General features: G+C 47.5%; 9 protein-coding genes. 7 read left to right on the forward strand and 2 right to left on the reverse strand.

Features of this window, described 5'->3' with window-relative positions:
* The first annotated feature begins 594 nt into the window (after positions 1 to 594).
* From QUA88_RS17365 to QUA88_RS17390, 6 genes are all read left to right on the forward strand, one after another.
* Positions 595 to 9342 (forward strand): PAS domain S-box protein, encoded by an 8748-nt coding sequence (locus QUA88_RS17365; protein ID WP_333272850.1) that lies wholly within the window; start codon positions 595 to 597, stop codon positions 9340 to 9342.
* A gap of 3 nt (positions 9343 to 9345) precedes the next feature.
* Entirely contained in the window at positions 9346 to 10422 is a 1077-nt protein-coding gene (locus QUA88_RS17370) for a response regulator (RefSeq protein WP_333056641.1), read from the forward strand.
* 56 nt (positions 10423 to 10478) lie between these two features.
* Positions 10479 to 11612 (forward strand): hybrid sensor histidine kinase/response regulator, encoded by a 1134-nt coding sequence (locus QUA88_RS17375; protein ID WP_333272853.1) that lies wholly within the window; start codon positions 10479 to 10481, stop codon positions 11610 to 11612.
* A gap of 529 nt (positions 11613 to 12141) precedes the next feature.
* Positions 12142 to 12285, forward strand: a complete 144-nt coding sequence (locus QUA88_RS17380) for a hypothetical protein (RefSeq protein ID WP_333056645.1) — start codon at positions 12142 to 12144, stop codon at positions 12283 to 12285.
* Positions 12286 to 12378: 93 nt separating this feature from the next.
* A complete protein-coding gene (locus QUA88_RS17385; RefSeq protein WP_333056646.1) occupies positions 12379 to 14010 on the forward strand; it encodes a GTP-binding protein in 1632 nt (543 codons plus the stop codon).
* Positions 14011 to 14245: 235 nt separating this feature from the next.
* On the forward strand, positions 14246 to 15175 hold the full coding sequence (locus QUA88_RS17390) for a phosphoribulokinase (RefSeq protein WP_333056648.1): 930 nt from the start codon (positions 14246 to 14248) through the stop codon (positions 15173 to 15175).
* Between the two features lie 61 nt (positions 15176 to 15236).
* Here the strand turns inward: QUA88_RS17390 and QUA88_RS17395 are convergent, their stop codons facing one another.
* The gene (locus QUA88_RS17395) at positions 15237 to 15425 is read right to left on the reverse strand and encodes a hypothetical protein (protein ID WP_333056649.1); all 189 of its coding nucleotides are present in this window, start codon (positions 15423 to 15425) and stop codon (positions 15237 to 15239) included.
* Between the two features lie 111 nt (positions 15426 to 15536).
* Between QUA88_RS17395 and QUA88_RS17400 the strand changes: the two genes are divergently transcribed.
* On the forward strand, positions 15537 to 16517 hold the full coding sequence (locus QUA88_RS17400; RefSeq protein ID WP_333056650.1) for an ABC transporter ATP-binding protein: 981 nt from the start codon (positions 15537 to 15539) through the stop codon (positions 16515 to 16517).
* A gap of 736 nt (positions 16518 to 17253) precedes the next feature.
* On the opposite strand, the gene QUA88_RS17405 is transcribed toward QUA88_RS17400, so the two are convergent.
* Positions 17254 to 17469: a hypothetical protein gene (locus QUA88_RS17405; RefSeq protein ID WP_333056651.1), complete on the reverse strand. Its 216-nt coding sequence runs from the start codon at positions 17467 to 17469 to the stop codon at positions 17254 to 17256.
* Positions 17470 to 17473: the final 4 nt, after the last annotated feature.

Below are 17473 nucleotides of genomic sequence, written 5' to 3' on the forward strand. Positions count from 1 at the left end.
TGCTTAAGCTTCGGTGCGCCTACCTTAACGGATCAATATCCGTTTGATGATCAAAAGCGCAAAACCGGGATGCTCCCAACCTAGCCTCTCTCCAGCGTTCTAATTTTCAAGTAATTCGCTTAGGAAATAAGAGTGTTTGTTCATGGCTTAATCCCACTCCACGAGATATGGCTGGTAGTGTTTTACGCTTAATATCAGAAAAGCCCCAGATGAAAGTAATTAAACGCATCACAACTTCTCACTTGGGGGAATAGCGATCTGTATACTGTAGAATTCCCAGTAATCGTCAAGAGTCAACAAATTTGATCGTTACAGCGCCTTCTCCGAGATTTCACTTAATCCAGTAAAGGGTTGAGGGCAATTCCTGTTTTTATCATCTCATGAAAAGGATGCAAAAGCGTTAGCTTAGCGTGGCAGAAATTCCCTAAGTCATTTCCGGCAAAAGCGAACTGTAAGTAAATATAATATTTAGAGAATGTCGTGCAGCTACGTAACTCTTCTCGTTACTATGGCTGACCCCGGGCTACGCTATCAGCTCATGTGTTTAAGGCGAAATGGTTAAAAAAATAATCAGCAAAAAAACCCTATAAACTCATGTTCATTCGTACTACTGCTCTCACTCCCATAGAACTCAGGACTGCGATCGTGCGAGAGCCCTTGGTGGTTTCGCCGGATACGACGGTGATGGATGCGATCGCCCAAATGAGTGGCGTGCGATCGCTCTGCAACACCCCTAGAACGGCCGAGGGTCAACTCGACGACCTCCACAAGGAGGCGCGATCGAGTTGCGTGTTGGTAGTGGAAAACGAGCAATTGGTCGGCGTACTGACCGAGCGAGACGTGGTGCGGCTGAGTGCCCAGCAGCGTTCCTTGGAGAATTTGGCGCTCCGGGAGGTGATGGCACACCCCGTCGTCACCCTCCGCGAGTCCGCCTTCACCGATTTATTTTTGGCGATTAATCTGCTCCAACAGCACCACATTCGCCATTTGCCCATCGTGGACGAACTCGATCGCCTAGTGGGCCTAGTCACTCACGAAACTCTGCGCCAAATATCTCGACCGATCGACCTGCTGCGGTTGCGTATCGTAGCAGAAGTGATGACCCGCGAAGTGATTTGTGCTGCGCCAGATAGTTCCCTACTGGCGATCGTCCAACTTATGGCAGAGCATCGCGTCAGTTCCGTGATGATTGTGCACCCAGGCAGAATCTCTACTGAACCGCTACAAATTCCAGTGGGGATTATCACCGAGCGGGATATTGTGCAATTTCAGACATTGGGGTTGAAGCTGGAAACCTGTCGGGCTGAGGCGGTGATGAGTACACCGATTTTTAAGGTCAAGCCAGAGGAGTCGCTCTGGACTGTGCCGCAGATCGTGGAGCAGCGATCGATCCGTCGGTTGGCGGTGACAGGGGAACAAGGGGAGTTACTGGGTATTGTCACCCAGACCAGTTTGCTGCAAGCCCTCAACCCGCTGGAGCTATACAAGCTGGTCCAGAAGTGGGAAGAGAAGGTGGTGCGGCTAGAGGCCCAAAAGGTAGCGCTGCTGGCAAATCGCAACCTTGAGCTCCAGCAACAGGTGGAAGCTCGGACAGCCGCTCTCAACACCAAGGTACAACGAGAGAAATTAGTCGCAGACTTGGCTACCCAAATTCGCTCGTCCCTAAGCCTGCAAACGATTTTGGATACGACTGTGCAGCAGGTGCGGCAAGTGCTCGGCTGCGATCGCGTCAATATTTGGCGGTTTGAAGCCGATCGGGAAATCATTGTCGTGGCGGAATCCACCGACTCGTCCCTGTCTCTGTTGGGCCAACGGGTCAATGAGACCTGCTATAAGCAAGACAATCCTGAGATTTATCGTCAGGGATATGTTCGCGTCGTACCAGATATCTCCACAGCCAACATATCAGACTGTCATCGGCAGATGCTGATCCGCCTCCAGACAAAAGCCAAAATTTTGGTGCCGCTACTGTGTGGCGATGAGTTATGGGGCTTGCTCAATGCCAGCGAAAGCCAGCACCCCCGCGACTGGCAACCGGAAGAAGTTGAACTGATACAAGCCTTATCAGCGCATCTGGCGATCGCCATTGGGCAAGCCACGATCCACCAAAAATTGCAGAATGAACTGGTAAAGCGAGAGCGGATCGAAGCCACCCTGATCGAGAGCGAACAACGCTACGCCTCCCTTGCCGCCGCCGCTCCGGTGGGGATTTTTCGCACCGATGCCGAGGGGCTATGTACCTATGTCAACGATCGCTACTTTCAGATCAGCGGACTCACAACAGGAGCCACTATCGGACAGGGATGGCAACAAGGAGTGCACCCCGACGATCGCGATTGGGTAATTGCCCAATGGGAACAATTCATTCAAGGTAACGACTCTTTTGAACTCGAATATCGCTTTCAACGTCCCGACGGTGAAGTAACGTGGGTTTATGGGCAGTGCGTCGCCGAACTCGATGCCAATGGACATCGGATCGGCTATATAGGCACCATTACCGACATTAGCGATCGCAAACGAACTGAAGTCCGCCTGCAAGAAAGCGAAGAACGCTACGCCAGCCTAGTGGAAGCCGTACCAGTGGGGATTTTCCGCGCCGATGCTAGGGGTAAGTGCATCTATGTTAACGATCGCTGGTTTCAGATCAGCGGACTCACCCCAAAAACCGCTTTCGGGGAAGGATGGCAACAAGGGCTACACCCCGACGATCGCGATCGGGTCATCGCCGAATGGGAGCAATTCATTCAAGGAAATCGCTCTTTCCAACTCGAATACCGCTTTCAACGTCCCGACGGTGCTGTGGCTTGGGTATATGGGCAGTCCGTTCCCGAACTGGATGCAGACGGGCAAGTAGTCGGCTATGTAGGAACTACTACAGACATTAGCGATCGCAAACTTGCCGAAACCGCCCTGATCCAGAGCGAAGCCCACAGCCGAGCCATATTAGCAGCAGTTCCCGACTTCATGTTTCGCATCGGTGCCGATGGTATTTATCGGGGGAGCGTGACAGCCAATCGTCAGCTCGACTTTCTCGGCGGTACAGATTTCGATACCCCAGGTGTGGCGATGGTGGATATGATCTCAGGAGAAATTGCGACGCGACATCTACACCACCTAGAACAAGCCTTACGGACAGGAGAACTGCAAGTTTATGAACAGCAGGTGCACATTGGCCCACGCCTGAAATATGAAGAGGTCAGAGTTGTCAAGAGTGGCGAAGATGAAGCCTTGTTTATGATTCGAGACGTTACGGCTCGCAAACAGGCTGAGCGACAACTCTACCAACTAAACCAACAGCTAGAAGCAAAAGTTGAAGAACGCACCCAAGAGCTTTGGCAAGTCAACAGCCTGCAACGCGCCATCCTCGATTGTGCTGATTACTCCATCATCTCCGTAGACCCAACTGGCATCATCCAGACCTTTAATGCCGCAGCCGAAAGGATGCTGGGTTACAGTGCAGCAGAAGTGGTCGGCAAAGCTACGCCCGCACTCATCCACGATGCAAATGAGGTAATTGACCGGGCATCATCACTCTCTGCTGAACTAGGGCAAAATATTCCTCCCGGCTTTGAGCTTTTTGTTGCCAAAGTACGCCAAGGTATTGTCAGCGAAGAAGAGTGGAGCTATATCCGTAAAGATGGTTCTCGATTTCCTGTGTCGCTATCCATCAGCACCCTCAAGGATGTCAATCAACAAATTATCGGCTTTTTAGGCATCGCCAAAGATATTAGCGATCGCAAACGTGCAGAAGCAGAACTACAGACAGTATCGGATCGCCTCGCTTTGGCGCTCAAATCAGGGGCGATCGGTTGTTGGGACTTCGATCTTGTACAAAACACCGTCTTTTGGGATGAGCGGATGTACGAACTGTACGGTGTCACAAAACAATCTCATTCCCCTCTGCCTTACGACATTTGGGCAAACCGACTACATCCCGAAGACCGCACCGCCACCGAAACATTGCTCCAACAAGCCCTCTTAGGACAAGCAGAATTTGATACCGAGTTTCGAGTGTTGCATCCCGATGGTAGCCTCCACTTTATTAAAGCCTATGGTGTCGTCGTGCCAGACGCCCAAGGCAATCCCCAGAGCATGATTGGGGTCAACTTTGATATTAGCAGAGGCAAGCAGGCTGAACTCCAACGACAGCAGTTAATTCAAGAATTATCAGCCTTTAAACAGGCCTTGGATCAGTCTGCAATTGTGGTCATCACCGATCGCCAAGGGGTGATCTCCTACGTCAACGATCCCTTCTGTGCGATCTCTGGCTACTCCCGCGATGAACTCATGGGCAAAACCCATCGCCTAGTCAACTCTGGCTATCATCCCCCTGCATTTTTCCAAGACCTGTGGCAGACCATTACTAGCGGTCATGTTTGGCGCGGTGAAATTTGCAACCAGGCAAAAAACGGTAGCCTGTACTGGGTTGCTAGCACCATTGTCCCCTTTTTGGACGAAGGCGGGCGACCTTTTCAGTATCTAGCCATTCGCTTCGACATTACCGATCGCAAGTTTGCCGAAGCAACGCTTCGGCAGGAAAATACTTTCCGTCAACAAATTGTAGAAAACATGACTGAAGGGCTGTGCGTTTTCTATGAAGTTGAGGAGTTTCCATTTGTCCGCTTCACAGTCTGGAATCAGCAAATGCAAACAATTACGGGTTACACCTTAGAAGAAATTAACCGTCTGGGGTGGTATCACAGCTTGTACCTGAATAATCAAGAATCTCAAAAACAGACGATTGCCGACCTGAAAAAGATACGACAAGGGGGCAACTTAATCGCCGTGGAAAGGGAAATCCGGCGCCCAGATGGACAGTGCCGCACTATCTCCTTTTCCACTTCTATCCTATTGATGGATGATGAACATCTCTATGTGCTTGGCCTGATCCAAGACATTACCGATCGCCAACAGACAGAGCTAGAAAATCGCCTTTTGAAAGAACGCCTCGAATTTCTTCTGGCATCGAGCCCCGCCATGATCTATAGCTGTAAGCCCTATGGCGACTATGGAGCAACCTTCATGAGCAAAAATATCGAAGCCATTTTGGGCTACAAACCAGAAGAATTTTTATCGGAATGTGGCTTCTGGGCTAACCATATTCACCCAGAAGATGCCCCTAGAGTTTTTACACATTTATCGGCTCTATTTGAACACAACACTCATCAGCATGAATATCGATTTTTGCATCGCGATGGTCACTACGTTTGGCTACGGGATGAGCTGCGTCTGCTGCGAGATGAAGAAGGCACGCCAATCGAGATTGTTGGCTATTTTGCAGATATTAGCGATGTCAAACAAACCGAAGAAACCCTAAAACGACAACTGGCAGCAATTGAGGCGGCGATCGACGGCATTGCGATTATGCAAGGAGATACCTACCTCTATTTGAATCAAGCCCATCTAGAATTGTTTGGCTACGAACATCCCCAAGAACTGGTGGGCAAATCTTGGAAACTTTTGTATTCCCAACACGAGTTAGAACGGTTTGAGCGGGAAGTCTTGCCGGTGCTGGGGCGCGATCGCGCTTGGGAGGGAGAGGCGATCGCCACCCGCAAAGATGGCTCTACCTTTGCCGAAGGGCTATCCCTCACCCTCACAGAGGATGGATTATTGATTTGTGTATGCCGCGATATCAGCGATCGCAAACAAATCGAAGCCCAATTAGCAGAGAGTGAAGCTAAATTCCGGCGGCTGGTAGAAGGGGCTAATGATTTGATCTGGTCATGTGAACCCGATGGGATGCTCACTTATTTGTCACCGCAATTCAAGACCATGTTTGGCTGGGACGAGAGTGAATGGATTGGTAAGCCGTTTATATATCTGGTGCATCTAGACGATCGTCCTTTGGTGGTTACTGATTATCGGGAGAATGTCAAACTTGGTAAAAAGTCAAGTGATTATGAGTTCCGACATCGCCACCGAGATGGCAATTATGTCTGGGTGAGAAGCAGCGCCCGACCTGTTATCAATGCTGAAGGGGAATTGATTAGTATCCAGGGAATTATATCGGATATCCGCGATCGCAAACAAGCTGAACTCGCCAGGGAAAGCAGTGAAATCCGCTTCCGCCGTGTGTTTGAGTCCAGTGTGAGCGGCATGATGTTTGCCGATTTTCAGGGGAACATAATCGATGCCAACGATCGCTTCTTACAGATGATTGGCTACACTAGGGAGGAACTAAATGCTGGGATGATTCATTGGGATGCTATGACCCCGCCCGAATATGCCCAGGCTGATGTTGTAGCGATGGAGCGCCTGATGCAGGATGGCGCGATCGATTCCTTGGAAAAGGAATACTACCGTAAGGATGGCAGCCGGATTTCTGTGCTCATCGGATCCGCACTTCTTCCAGGCTCAGAGGATCAAACTATTTGTGTATTAGTAGATATCAGCGATCGCAAACAGGCCCAGAAGGCTTTGCAGGAATCTCAGCAGTTTCTGCAAACGGTACTCGATACCATCCCGCTTTCGGTGTTTTGGAAGAATCGAGAGTCGGTTTTTTTAGGATGCAATCAGCAGTTTGCCAAAACTCTAGGCTTGCCATCTACGACCGAAAGTATAGGTAAAAGAGATTTAGATATTTGCCAGAAAGAAGTCGAGGCGAACGAGTATTGTGCGATGGATCGGCGGTTAATCGAAACGGGTGAAGCTATATTAGGGATCGAAGAAACGCTAACCCTACCCAATGGTAAACCAATATTTCTCGAAACCCACAAGGCTCCCCTGCGAGACTGCTCAGGTAATATTATTGGTCTGGTAGGCACGTTTCAGGATATCACCCATCGCAAAGAAGCCGAACTGAGATTGCAACAACAAGCAAAACAGGAACGTTTGCTGGGAGCGATTACTAAACGGATGCGATCGTCTCTGAATCTGGACGAGATTCTCAATAGCACTGTTGAGGAAATCCATCAGCTATTGCAATCAGACAGAACGCTGGTTTATCGGGTTTTTCCTGAAGGGACGGGGGCTGCCATTGCTGAATCAGTTTCGCCAAATAGGCTTAAGCTTCTGGATATCCTCTTCCCAGAAGAGGTTTTCCCCGAAGAGAACTACGATCGCTATATCCAAGGAAAAGTTTATGCCCTCAACGATAGGGAAGATGAAAATGAGTCAATCTTACCCTGCTTGGTTGAATTCCTCGCAGAAATCCAGGTCAGAGCTAAACTCGTAGTTCCAATTATTCTGAATCAAACCCTCTGGGGGTTGCTGATTGTTCATCAATGCGATATTCCGCGCCAATGGCAAGACTGGGAAATCAATTTACTTAAACAAATTGCTAACCAATTAGCGATCGCAATTCAGCAATCTTACCTCTACGAACAGGTGCAATCAGAGCTGGCTATCCGCAAGGAAACACAAAAGGCGATCGCTTTACAACTGCAACGGCAGCGAACTTTGGGAGAAATCGCCCAGCAAATTCGCGAATCGTTGGATATTAAGGAAATTTTGGCGACTGTGACACAGCAAGTCAAAGAAATCTTGCAAGGCGATCGAATCATCGTCATCCGGCTATTTGGCAATGGCAGAAGTCAAATAGTTGAAGAATCTGTGTTGACCGAGTTTCCCGCGCTCAAAAACCATCACTGGGACGACCAACTGTGGTCTCAAGAAATCCTCAACCACTATTCCCAGGGCAAGCCCCGTATCGTCCCGGATATAATGACCGATATGGGGACTAATTGCTTGGTGGAATACGCAAGCGTTGGTGAAGTCAAGTCCAAAATGGTTGCACCTATCCTGCAAGAAGTCCGAAGCAGCCAAAGCCATAGAGGGGTTGCCCCTGGCCCAACCAACAAGCTCTGGGGGGTTTTAGTCGTCCATGCTTGCCGAGAAAAGCGAGTCTGGCAAGAGTCTGAAGCGCAACTCCTGCAACAAATTGCTAACCAGTTGGCGATCGCGGTTCAACAAGCTAGCCTATTTGAGCAGTTGCAGCAAGAACTCACCGAACGGCAACAAGCCCAGCAGCAACTCACCGAGCGCAACGAACAACTGGCAGTCTCTAACCAAGAACTGGCCCGTGCTACCCGCCTCAAAGACGAATTCCTCGCCAACATGAGCCACGAACTCCGCACCCCCCTCAACGCCATTTTGGGCATGAGCGAGGGGCTACAAGAGCAAGTCTTTGGTATCGTCAATGAACAACAAATCAAAGCTTTACAAACCATCGATCGCAGTAGCTCTCACTTACTAGAGTTAATTAACGACATTTTGGATGTCGCCAAAATTGAATCGGGTCAAATGGAACTCGATTGCACCCCAGTTTCAATCAATCATCTGTGTCAATCCAGTCTGGCATTTATCAAACAACAAGCCCTGCAAAAACGCATCCAGCTAGAGATTAAAGTGCCACTCAATCTGCCCGACTTATTGATTGATGAACGGCGGATGCGCCAAGTCTTGATCAACCTGCTCAACAACGCGGTAAAATTCACTCCTAACGGAGGACGCATCACCCTAGAAGTCAGCCGTCAACAGCCCCGGGCCGACCCAGATTCTGCCGATTCCTCACCCCATTTTTTGGTCAAAGAAACTCTGCAAATTTCCGTCATCGATACAGGTATTGGTATTGCCCCAGAACATATCAACAAACTGTTTCAGCCCTTTATCCAAATCGATGGCGCGCTGAATCGTCAATATGCAGGCACTGGCTTGGGGCTTGCCCTGGTGAAACGTATTGTCGAACTCCACGGCGGGCAGGTGTTGCTCACCAGCACTGTGGGTGTAGGAAGTTGCTTCACGATCGAATTCGAGGGCAGGCACGGGGGCACTGAATTCGAGGGCAGGCACGGGGGCACTGAATTCGAGGGCAGGCACGGGGGCACTGAATTCGAGGGCAGGCACGGGGGCATCGAATTCGAGGGCAGGCACGGGGGCACTGCCCCTACAGGTGCGCCATCCTCTGTTGCCCTGGAATCCCAGACAGAACCCCCCATCGAACCCAGCGGGCCCGAACAGGGAGGCTCTCCCTTAATCTTGGTGGCGGAAGACAATGAAGCCAATATCAGTACGGTGTCGAGCTACTTGAGAGCTAAAGGCTATCGCATTCTCTTGGCGAAGAATGGAGAGGAGGCGATCGCCCTGGCCAAGTCACAAAACCCCAATCTAATTTTGATGGACATTCAAATGCCTGGTATGGATGGCCTAGAAGCTATGCAGCAGATTCGCCTCGATCCTAGGTTAGTCGATGTGCCGATCCTTGCCTTAACTGCCTTAGCCATGACTGCCGATCGCGATCGTTGTCTTGCTGCCGGAGCCAATGATTACCTCACCAAACCCGTTAAGCTGAAGCAATTGGCAAGCACTATTCAACACCTTTTAAATTCCCTGGTAAGATAATTCATGAATGTACCATCTGTTTTGATCGTTGACGACGAACCCGATAATTTTGATGTGATTGAAACTCTCTTGAACGAGCAGGATTATCAATTGCATTACGCTGCCAGCGGGCAAGAGGCGATCGCATCCCTCGACATATTTGATCCGGATCTTATTTTGCTGGATGTCATGATGCCAGGAATAGATGGCATCGAAGTTTGTCGGAAAATCAAAGCCATGTCAAAATGGCAAGCCGTTCCCATCATTATGGTGACAGCATTAAACTCAAAATCCGACCTTGCCCATTGTCTCACTGCGGGCGCTGACGACTTCATTAGTAAACCTGTAAATGCTATTGAACTACGTGCCAGAGTTCACTGTATGCTGCGAATTAAGCACCAGTATGACGACCTGCAAAGCTTACTCAAATTGCGCGAAGATATGGTTAAAATGGTAGTCCACGATTTACGCAATCCCCTGGCTGGCATCTTGCTTGGCTTGGAAATCCTAAAAAGCTTAGAGTATCCTAAAGAACAACAACAAATGCAACTGGAACGAATTTACTCGTCAGCACAAGCAATACAGCTATTAATTGATGATTTATTGCAAATCTATTTACTCGAATCCGGTAAAAATCGTCTCAATTACACTGATATTTATCTGTGCGACCTTATTGAATCTGCTATCTCAAACTTTGAAGGAATCGCTGCTAAAAAAAATCAGTTTATAGTCGCTCAATTGCCAGGACAAAACAGTATAAAAGTCTCGGCTGATGCCACGATGATACATCGAATGCTGGACAATCTCCTCTCGAATGCCATTAAGTTTTCCCCACCCAATAGTCAAATCATAGTGACTGTAGAATTCCTCACATCTGGCAAGGCAAAAATTCAGGTTATCGACTCTGGCCCAGGTGTTCCTGATACATTGCGACAAAAAATTTTTGAGAAATACGAGATTGGAAATCTGATGTCTAATGTCTCTCAAATAGGGTTGGGTTTAGCTTTCTGCAAAATGGTCGTTGAGGCACATGGGGGCGAAATTTGTGTCAGAAACAACCAACCACAAGGAGCAATTTTTGAAATCACTTTGGCCGCATAGCTGACGAGTATCAGATGAAATTATAAAATTTTTACTTTATTGAAATGGTGGCAATTATGTCTCAATTTTCTATCTTAATTGTTGATGATGAGCCGGATAACTTTGATGTGATTGAAACCCTGTTATCAGAGCAGGATTATCAATTGCATTATGCTGCCAGCGGGCAAGAAGCGATCGCATCCCTCGACATATTTGATCCGGATCTTATTTTGCTGGATGTGATGATGCCGGGAATAGACGGCATCGAGATTTGTCGGCAAATCAAAGCCATGTCAAAATGGCAAGCCGTTCCCATCATTATGGTGACAGCATTAAATTCAAAATCAGACCTTGCCCATTGTCTCACTGCCGGTGCTGACGACTTCATCAGTAAACCTGTAAATGCTATTGAACTGCGTGCTCGCGTGCATTCAATGCTCAGAATCAAGGAACAGTATGATAATATCCAGAACTTATACCACATCCAAGAAAATACGCTCAATGTCTTGGACAGCACCCTCAATGAGCTGCGTGGCAACTTAGCTTCTACTCTATCCCACGAACTAAATACGCCCCTCAATGGCATCTTAGGCACGATCGGGTTGCTCAAGGACGATATCGAAAACATGGATATCGCCCAAATCCGTGAGATATTAGGCTGGGCACATGACTCGGCCCGTCGCCTAGAAAAATTAACGAAAAAATTCCTGATTTATTTAGGATTAGAACTATCCGCAAGTCAACAGCACAAGATGGAATCTGCCCGGACTCAATTTGTAGCTTCCGCCATTGAAACCGAGTTGACATACCAGGCTCAGAAGGTCAACCGTAGCAACGATATGTTGTTCACTCTTGAGGAAGCGGATATAGCTCTATCAGACCGATATCTATCAACTATTCTCCATGAATTAATTGATAATGCACTGAAATTCTCCTCACCAGAGACAACTATTAAAGTTAGTAGTCAAGTCCTAGGGGAGATGCTACATTTATCTGTACATGACTCCGGGCGGGGCATGACAGAAGAGCAAATTGCTAAAATAGGTGCCTTCATGCAGTTTGAGCGCAAGAGGTATGAGCAACAGGGCACCGGTATCGGCTTAAAAATTGTCAGGAAAATTGTCGAACTGGCAGGAGGAGAGTTCTCAATTACCAGTATCTATAAAAAGGAAACAACGGTACATCTCACTCTGCCAATTGTCCGCAATTAGCATGAGTTTTTCTATCAAGTCCGGTGGCATCGTTATGGAGATTGAGAAGGAATAAATTTGCTTTGCAGGGAGCGGCAACAGATCAAAAAAGAGGAACTAGCAGGAGAAATATTTGACTCGGAATTAGAGCTTGCTTCTGCGGTAATTCATGGGGTAGAAGGTAAAGAAAAAACCATACACAACCTTACAAAACCTATTAAATTTAACTCGAATCACCCTAATTAATCTTTTGTTACATACTGGCGAATTTTGCCACCGACTTAGTAAGGAATGAGAATTACAGCGGATTCCAGGTTTATAAAGTACACCCCAGAAACCGGGTTTCTTCTGGATTTCTCGCCAGAAACCGGTTTTATTCAAGAAACCCGGTTTCTCTGTACTTCACTTACCTGGAAAGTGCTGTAAATAACTTCCACTCTTGAAAGTGGGATGGGCTCTTATAGCCCGTCCACTCATGACGGGCTATAAGAGCCCATCCCACAATAACAATTAAAATTGTAAGTTATTTAATTCGCGAGCCTAAGTTCTCGTGCAAGCTACAATTGCAGACTGCGGGCGCGATCGCACTTTATCTGCACCCGCTACCACTAAAACCCCGCAAATCGCGCCCGCAGTGCGACAGAATCGGGATTTGCGGGTTCGCGCAGTACCATCGGGCGCTCGGCCATTTTAGATTTTAGATTTTAGATTTTAGATTTGCCATGACTGATGACGATCGGCGTAATGTAAAAATCAAAGTATAACCCTTTTATTTGCCACTCCCCTCATGCCTTTGCCGCGCCTGTTAACCTTAATTGCTGCTTTCTGCCTCGCCCTGGGGCTGATTATTGGGCTGGTGAGTTCCTTAACAGGGCTTTACAGTCAAGTTGCGTTGTCTGCTTCTCCGCTGCTGGCTAATTTGCTGATTTTCCTGATAATTGTACTTTTGGGAACCCTAATTTTTGCGCTGGTTTACTATTTTAGGCTGCTGCAACGCCCCCAGAAAGTTAAGGGAAAACGGCCGATTACTCCGAAGATTCCTGTTGTGAAAAGTGAAGCTGCTTCGGAAAATCTTAAAGCAATTCGGCAACAAGTCGATCGCATTCAAGATGAAGTAGCGCGGCAAGCTTTGCTGTTGAGAGCCCGCGAAATTGAAGCTAGCATGGCGAGGGGCAGCGTTCGAGTAGTTGTTTTCGGCACCGGTTCTGCGGGCAAAACTTCCGCTGTGAATGCGTTGGTGGGGCGGATGGCGGGACAGGTGGGTGCGCCGATGGGAACTACCGAAGTTGGGGAAACTTACACTCTGAAATTGAAAGGAATCGATCGAGAATTAGCAATTACTGATACTCCAGGCATCTTGGAAGCGGGAGTTGCGGGGACTTACAGAGAGGAATTGGCGAGGCAGTTGGCGGCGAGGGCAGATTTGATCTTATTTGTTTTGGACGGTGATTTACGCAAATCCGAGTACGAACCGCTGCGGACTTTGGCGGAAATTGGCAAAAGGTCGATCGTGGTTTTTAATAAAGTTGACCTTTATCCCGACACCGACAGAGATGAAATTCTCGATCAACTGCGGCAGCGAGTCAAAGGTTTTGTATCAGCAATGGATGTAGTAGCAATTAGCGCCAATCCGCAAAAAGTTGTCCTAGAAGACGGCACAATTTTTCAGCCAGACCCGGATATTATGCCATTAATTCGGCGCGTCGCTGCGATTTTGCGAGCCGAAGGCGAAGACTTAATTGCGGACAATATTTTGCTGCAATCTCAGCACTTGGGAGACCAAGCGCGCAAGTTAATTGATGCTCAAAGAAGGCGGCAAGCTGATAAGGCAGTAGAGCGATTTCAGTGGATCGGAGCCGGAGTAATTGCCGTAACGCCTTTGCCAGTTGTGGATTTGTTAGCGACAGCAGCAGTTAACGCTCAAATGGTAGTAGAAATTGCTAAGATTTACGGCTGCGAATTAAATATCGATCGCGCGAAAGAATTGGCATTGTCTCTAGCAAAAACCCTAGCAAGTTTGGGAATAGTTGAAGGGGTAATTCAAGTAGTGTCAAGGGCGCTGCAATTAAGCGTAGCGGGGTTTGTACTTGGCAAAGCAATTCAAGCAGTTAGTGCGGCTTATTTAACTAGAATTGCTGGTAAAAGTTTTATTGAATATTTCCGCCATGACCAAGATTGGGGCGATGGTGGCATCGCCGAAGTTGTACAAAGGCAGTTTCAGTTAAATAGGAAGGACGAGTTTGTCAAAGCATTTGTCAAAGATGCGATCGCCCGCGTTGTCGAACCTTTGAACATTTATCAGCAGGAATCGGAACCTGAATTAGAAATGTCAGCCGAATTGGAAGCAGAACCTTTGTATCAGCCACCACAACAAGACGATTGGGAAACTTACAGCAACAAACGAAACGATGACTGGTAATGGGCAAAACAGGGAATTGGGCAAACAGGGAATTGAGAATTGGGTAATTACGATCGTTCAATGAGATGTTCCCTGAGTATGCTTTGTTGAATTTTATTAAGAAATTTTACAATAATTTTACACAGAGGGGAGACTCCGGGGGGAGCAAGTCAAACCGAGCGATCGGATGGAACACAATTTTGATAAGATTGAAGATTGACAACAAAATTTGCTATTGTGCGTCCGGGTAAAAACAATGAGCGATCGACCAATTATTCTCGGTATTGTCGGAGACAGCGCAGCGGGCAAAACCACCCTGACGCGGGGAATTGCCCAAGTATTGGGACCAGAAAATGTCACTGTGATTTGCACTGACGACTATCATCGCTACGACAGAAAGCAGCGGACCGAAATCGGAATCACAGCATTGCATCCCGACTGCAATTATCTCGATATCATGCAGCAGCACCTTAGCCTGCTGCGTACCGGACAAGCAATTCTCAAACCCATCTACAACCACACGACAGGTACATTTGACCCGCCGGAATATATCAAGCCCAGCAAATTTGTCATAGTTGAAGGTTTGCTGGGTTACGCAACCCGAACAATCCGCGATTCTTACGACGTAAAAGTGTATCTTGCTCCTCCCGAAGAGTTGCGAACTCAGTGGAAAGTTAAGCGCGATGTCATGAAGCGCGGTTATACTGAAGAACAGGTGCTTGCAGAAATAAAAAAACGGGAACCAGACTCTGAAGACTTTATTCGTCCTCAGCGCAAATCGGCCGACGTTGTAGTTAGTTTTTACCCGCCCGAAGCGGAAAATGAATCAAATTTGAGCGTCCGTTTAGTGCTCAGACCGACAATTCCTCACCCTGATTTTACTGAAATTTTAGGTCGAGGCAGCGAGAGTTTTAAACCTGCAATTCGCTTGGGACTCGATCGGGATATGGGCAAACCTGTTGACGTTTTGGAAGTAGACTCCCACGCTACCAGCGAGCAAGTAAACGAACTGGAAATGATGTTGTGCGGCGAGTTGCCCCACCTGCGGGGATTTTGTTCCGCCCAAGGCAACCCGGAAATTGGCAAACTGATCGGCACAACTGGCGAAGTTTTGCAAAGTTACCCGCTAGCTTTGACGCAGTTGCTGGTTGCATATCACATGATGAAAGCAATTCATGTGTATTAGTTAGTTGGCAGTTAGCAGTTGTTGGTTGTTAGTTGTTATTGCAATGATTAATAACCAATAACTAATGTACTCGCAAAGTCTGGTTAACAGTGCCTAATTGCTGAAGTGGCATGGAGACTGGCAACTGACTTTGAGGTGCGGGCACCATTTCGCCTCGGAAGTCAAGGAGGGTAACAAGGAGCAGGTAGGCAACTGCTAAAACTATAGAAATCACTCCAGTGATAATAGCAACAAGTTTTGAACGTTCCATAATTGAGAAAATTTTAACTACAGCTAATATTAGTTTAACATTAAAAATAGCAATTATTACTTAACTTATGCAATAGAATATAATCAGGTGCTAGTTATTTCTCTGACAAAAATGGAACCTCTTATAGATGCGCCAAATCCCACCGAGATGCCCAGAGCTACCCCAGTGGTGGAAACATTTAATCTGGGGAAGTTCTACCGTACTGGCTTCTGGATGAATGAAAAAATTGAATCGCTCAAAAATTGCACTCTGACTATCTCTGAGGGGGAAACTTTTGGGTTGTTAGGGCAAAATGGAGCGGGGAAAACTACGCTGCTGAAAACTTTGCTGGGTATAGTGCGGCCCACTTCTGGCCGGGCGCTGCTGTTGGGGAGGCCTTTGGGCGATCGCACTGTGAAGCAGCGAGTCGGCTATTTGCCAGAAAATCCCTATTTTTACGATTATCTCACGGGTTGGGAATTCTTGCAATTTGCGGCGGGGTTATTTCAAATTCCCTCCTCGATTCAGCGACAGCGAATTCCCAATTTGCTAGACTTAGTTGGGCTATCTCAATCGGCGGCAATTAAAAAACAGTTGCGCCAGTATTCTAAGGGAATGCTGCAACGGATCGGCATGGCTCAAGCTTTGATTAACAATCCAGATGTGGTATTTTTAGATGAGCCGATGTCTGGTTTAGATCCGATGGGACGCTATCAGATGCGGGAGATAATTTTATCGCTGAAAAATCAAGGAAAAACAATTTTTTTTAATTCGCATATATTGTCGGATGTGGAGAAGATTTGCGATCGAGTGGCAATTTTGGCTAAGGGTGAATTAATCTGCATGGGTGCGATCGATGAACTTTTGGGTAATACTGAAACTTACCGGGTTGAAGGTAGGGGAGGCCACTTGAATATCCTGCAAAAATGGATACCGGATATGGAAGTTGATAATGATTTGTGGTACGGTCATTTGCAGGGCGATCCGAAGGAGTTTATTTCTAGTCTGAGCGGTACGGGAGGGCAGTTAATTGGGATGAATTTGGCTAAGCCTAGTTTGGAAGAGTTTTTTATGCAGCAACTGCAAGAAAGAGGGATTTATTCTAGTGGTTGAAGTATAGCCTTTTGAGTTCTCATAGGAGGTACTCATGGGCATAGGGCATACCTCACTTTTTTTGAGAAAGGCTATATCTTAAAAGACGTAGATTGGGATTGATGGTGGCGCGGGGGCGGGTTTACGAGATTGTGGGTTTTGGGCAATTACAGCATATTCCATGTATATGCGGTACACACAATCTTGTCGTAAGCATCGGTGCGTCGCCACCAGTCAATCTGCAAGTTTCATTAAACATGAGCAGATCCGCACCCTACATAACTACAAGATTTAATATCATACAAATCCGAATCAAAATGTACAGGTTATATTATGTCCGGTAGCATCTATGATGTCGCACCATTCCTGTGGAACCTGTAGGGGCCCGTGAGCCAATAGCTTGAAAAGTTGCAGACAGGTTAAATAAACCCACCCCAACCTACCCAAAAACCCTTTATTGACGGCCGGTGCAACATCTCAGATAGCCAGCGGGGACGGGTTTATGAGATTGTAGATTATGGGCAATTATTATTGGTGAACCCGCCCCTACAAGATTTAACATCATACAAATCGGAATCAAACGGAAATGATATTATTTGTGTGTTCGTCGCACCCGATCGCCCTAATGCAAATTTGTTAACTTGGCTAAAACTGATATCTTGCACCATTCTCAATTAGCCGTAGGGGCGGGTTCGCCAACAGCCTTAAAGCTTGCAAATAGGTTCTATAAACCCGCCCAACCCCACGAAAAATCCTCTTATTGATATTGTTGCAAGATGTCAGCTAAAACGGTGGCGAAGAGAGCGGGTTCGATCGGCTTTGTTAAGTGTTCGTTGTAACCAGCGGCGATCGCCCGATCGCGGTCTTGTTCGCTAGCATAAGCTGTCAGCGCCACGGCCGGCAAGCGCTTGATTTTGTCGGATGCGGACGATCGCACTGTGCGGATCGGCGAGTAGCCGTCCTCAACCAGCATAGCG

It is taken from the genome of Microcoleus sp. D3_18_C2 (assembly GCF_036702395.1).
Classification (GTDB): domain Bacteria; phylum Cyanobacteriota; class Cyanobacteriia; order Cyanobacteriales; family Microcoleaceae; genus Microcoleus.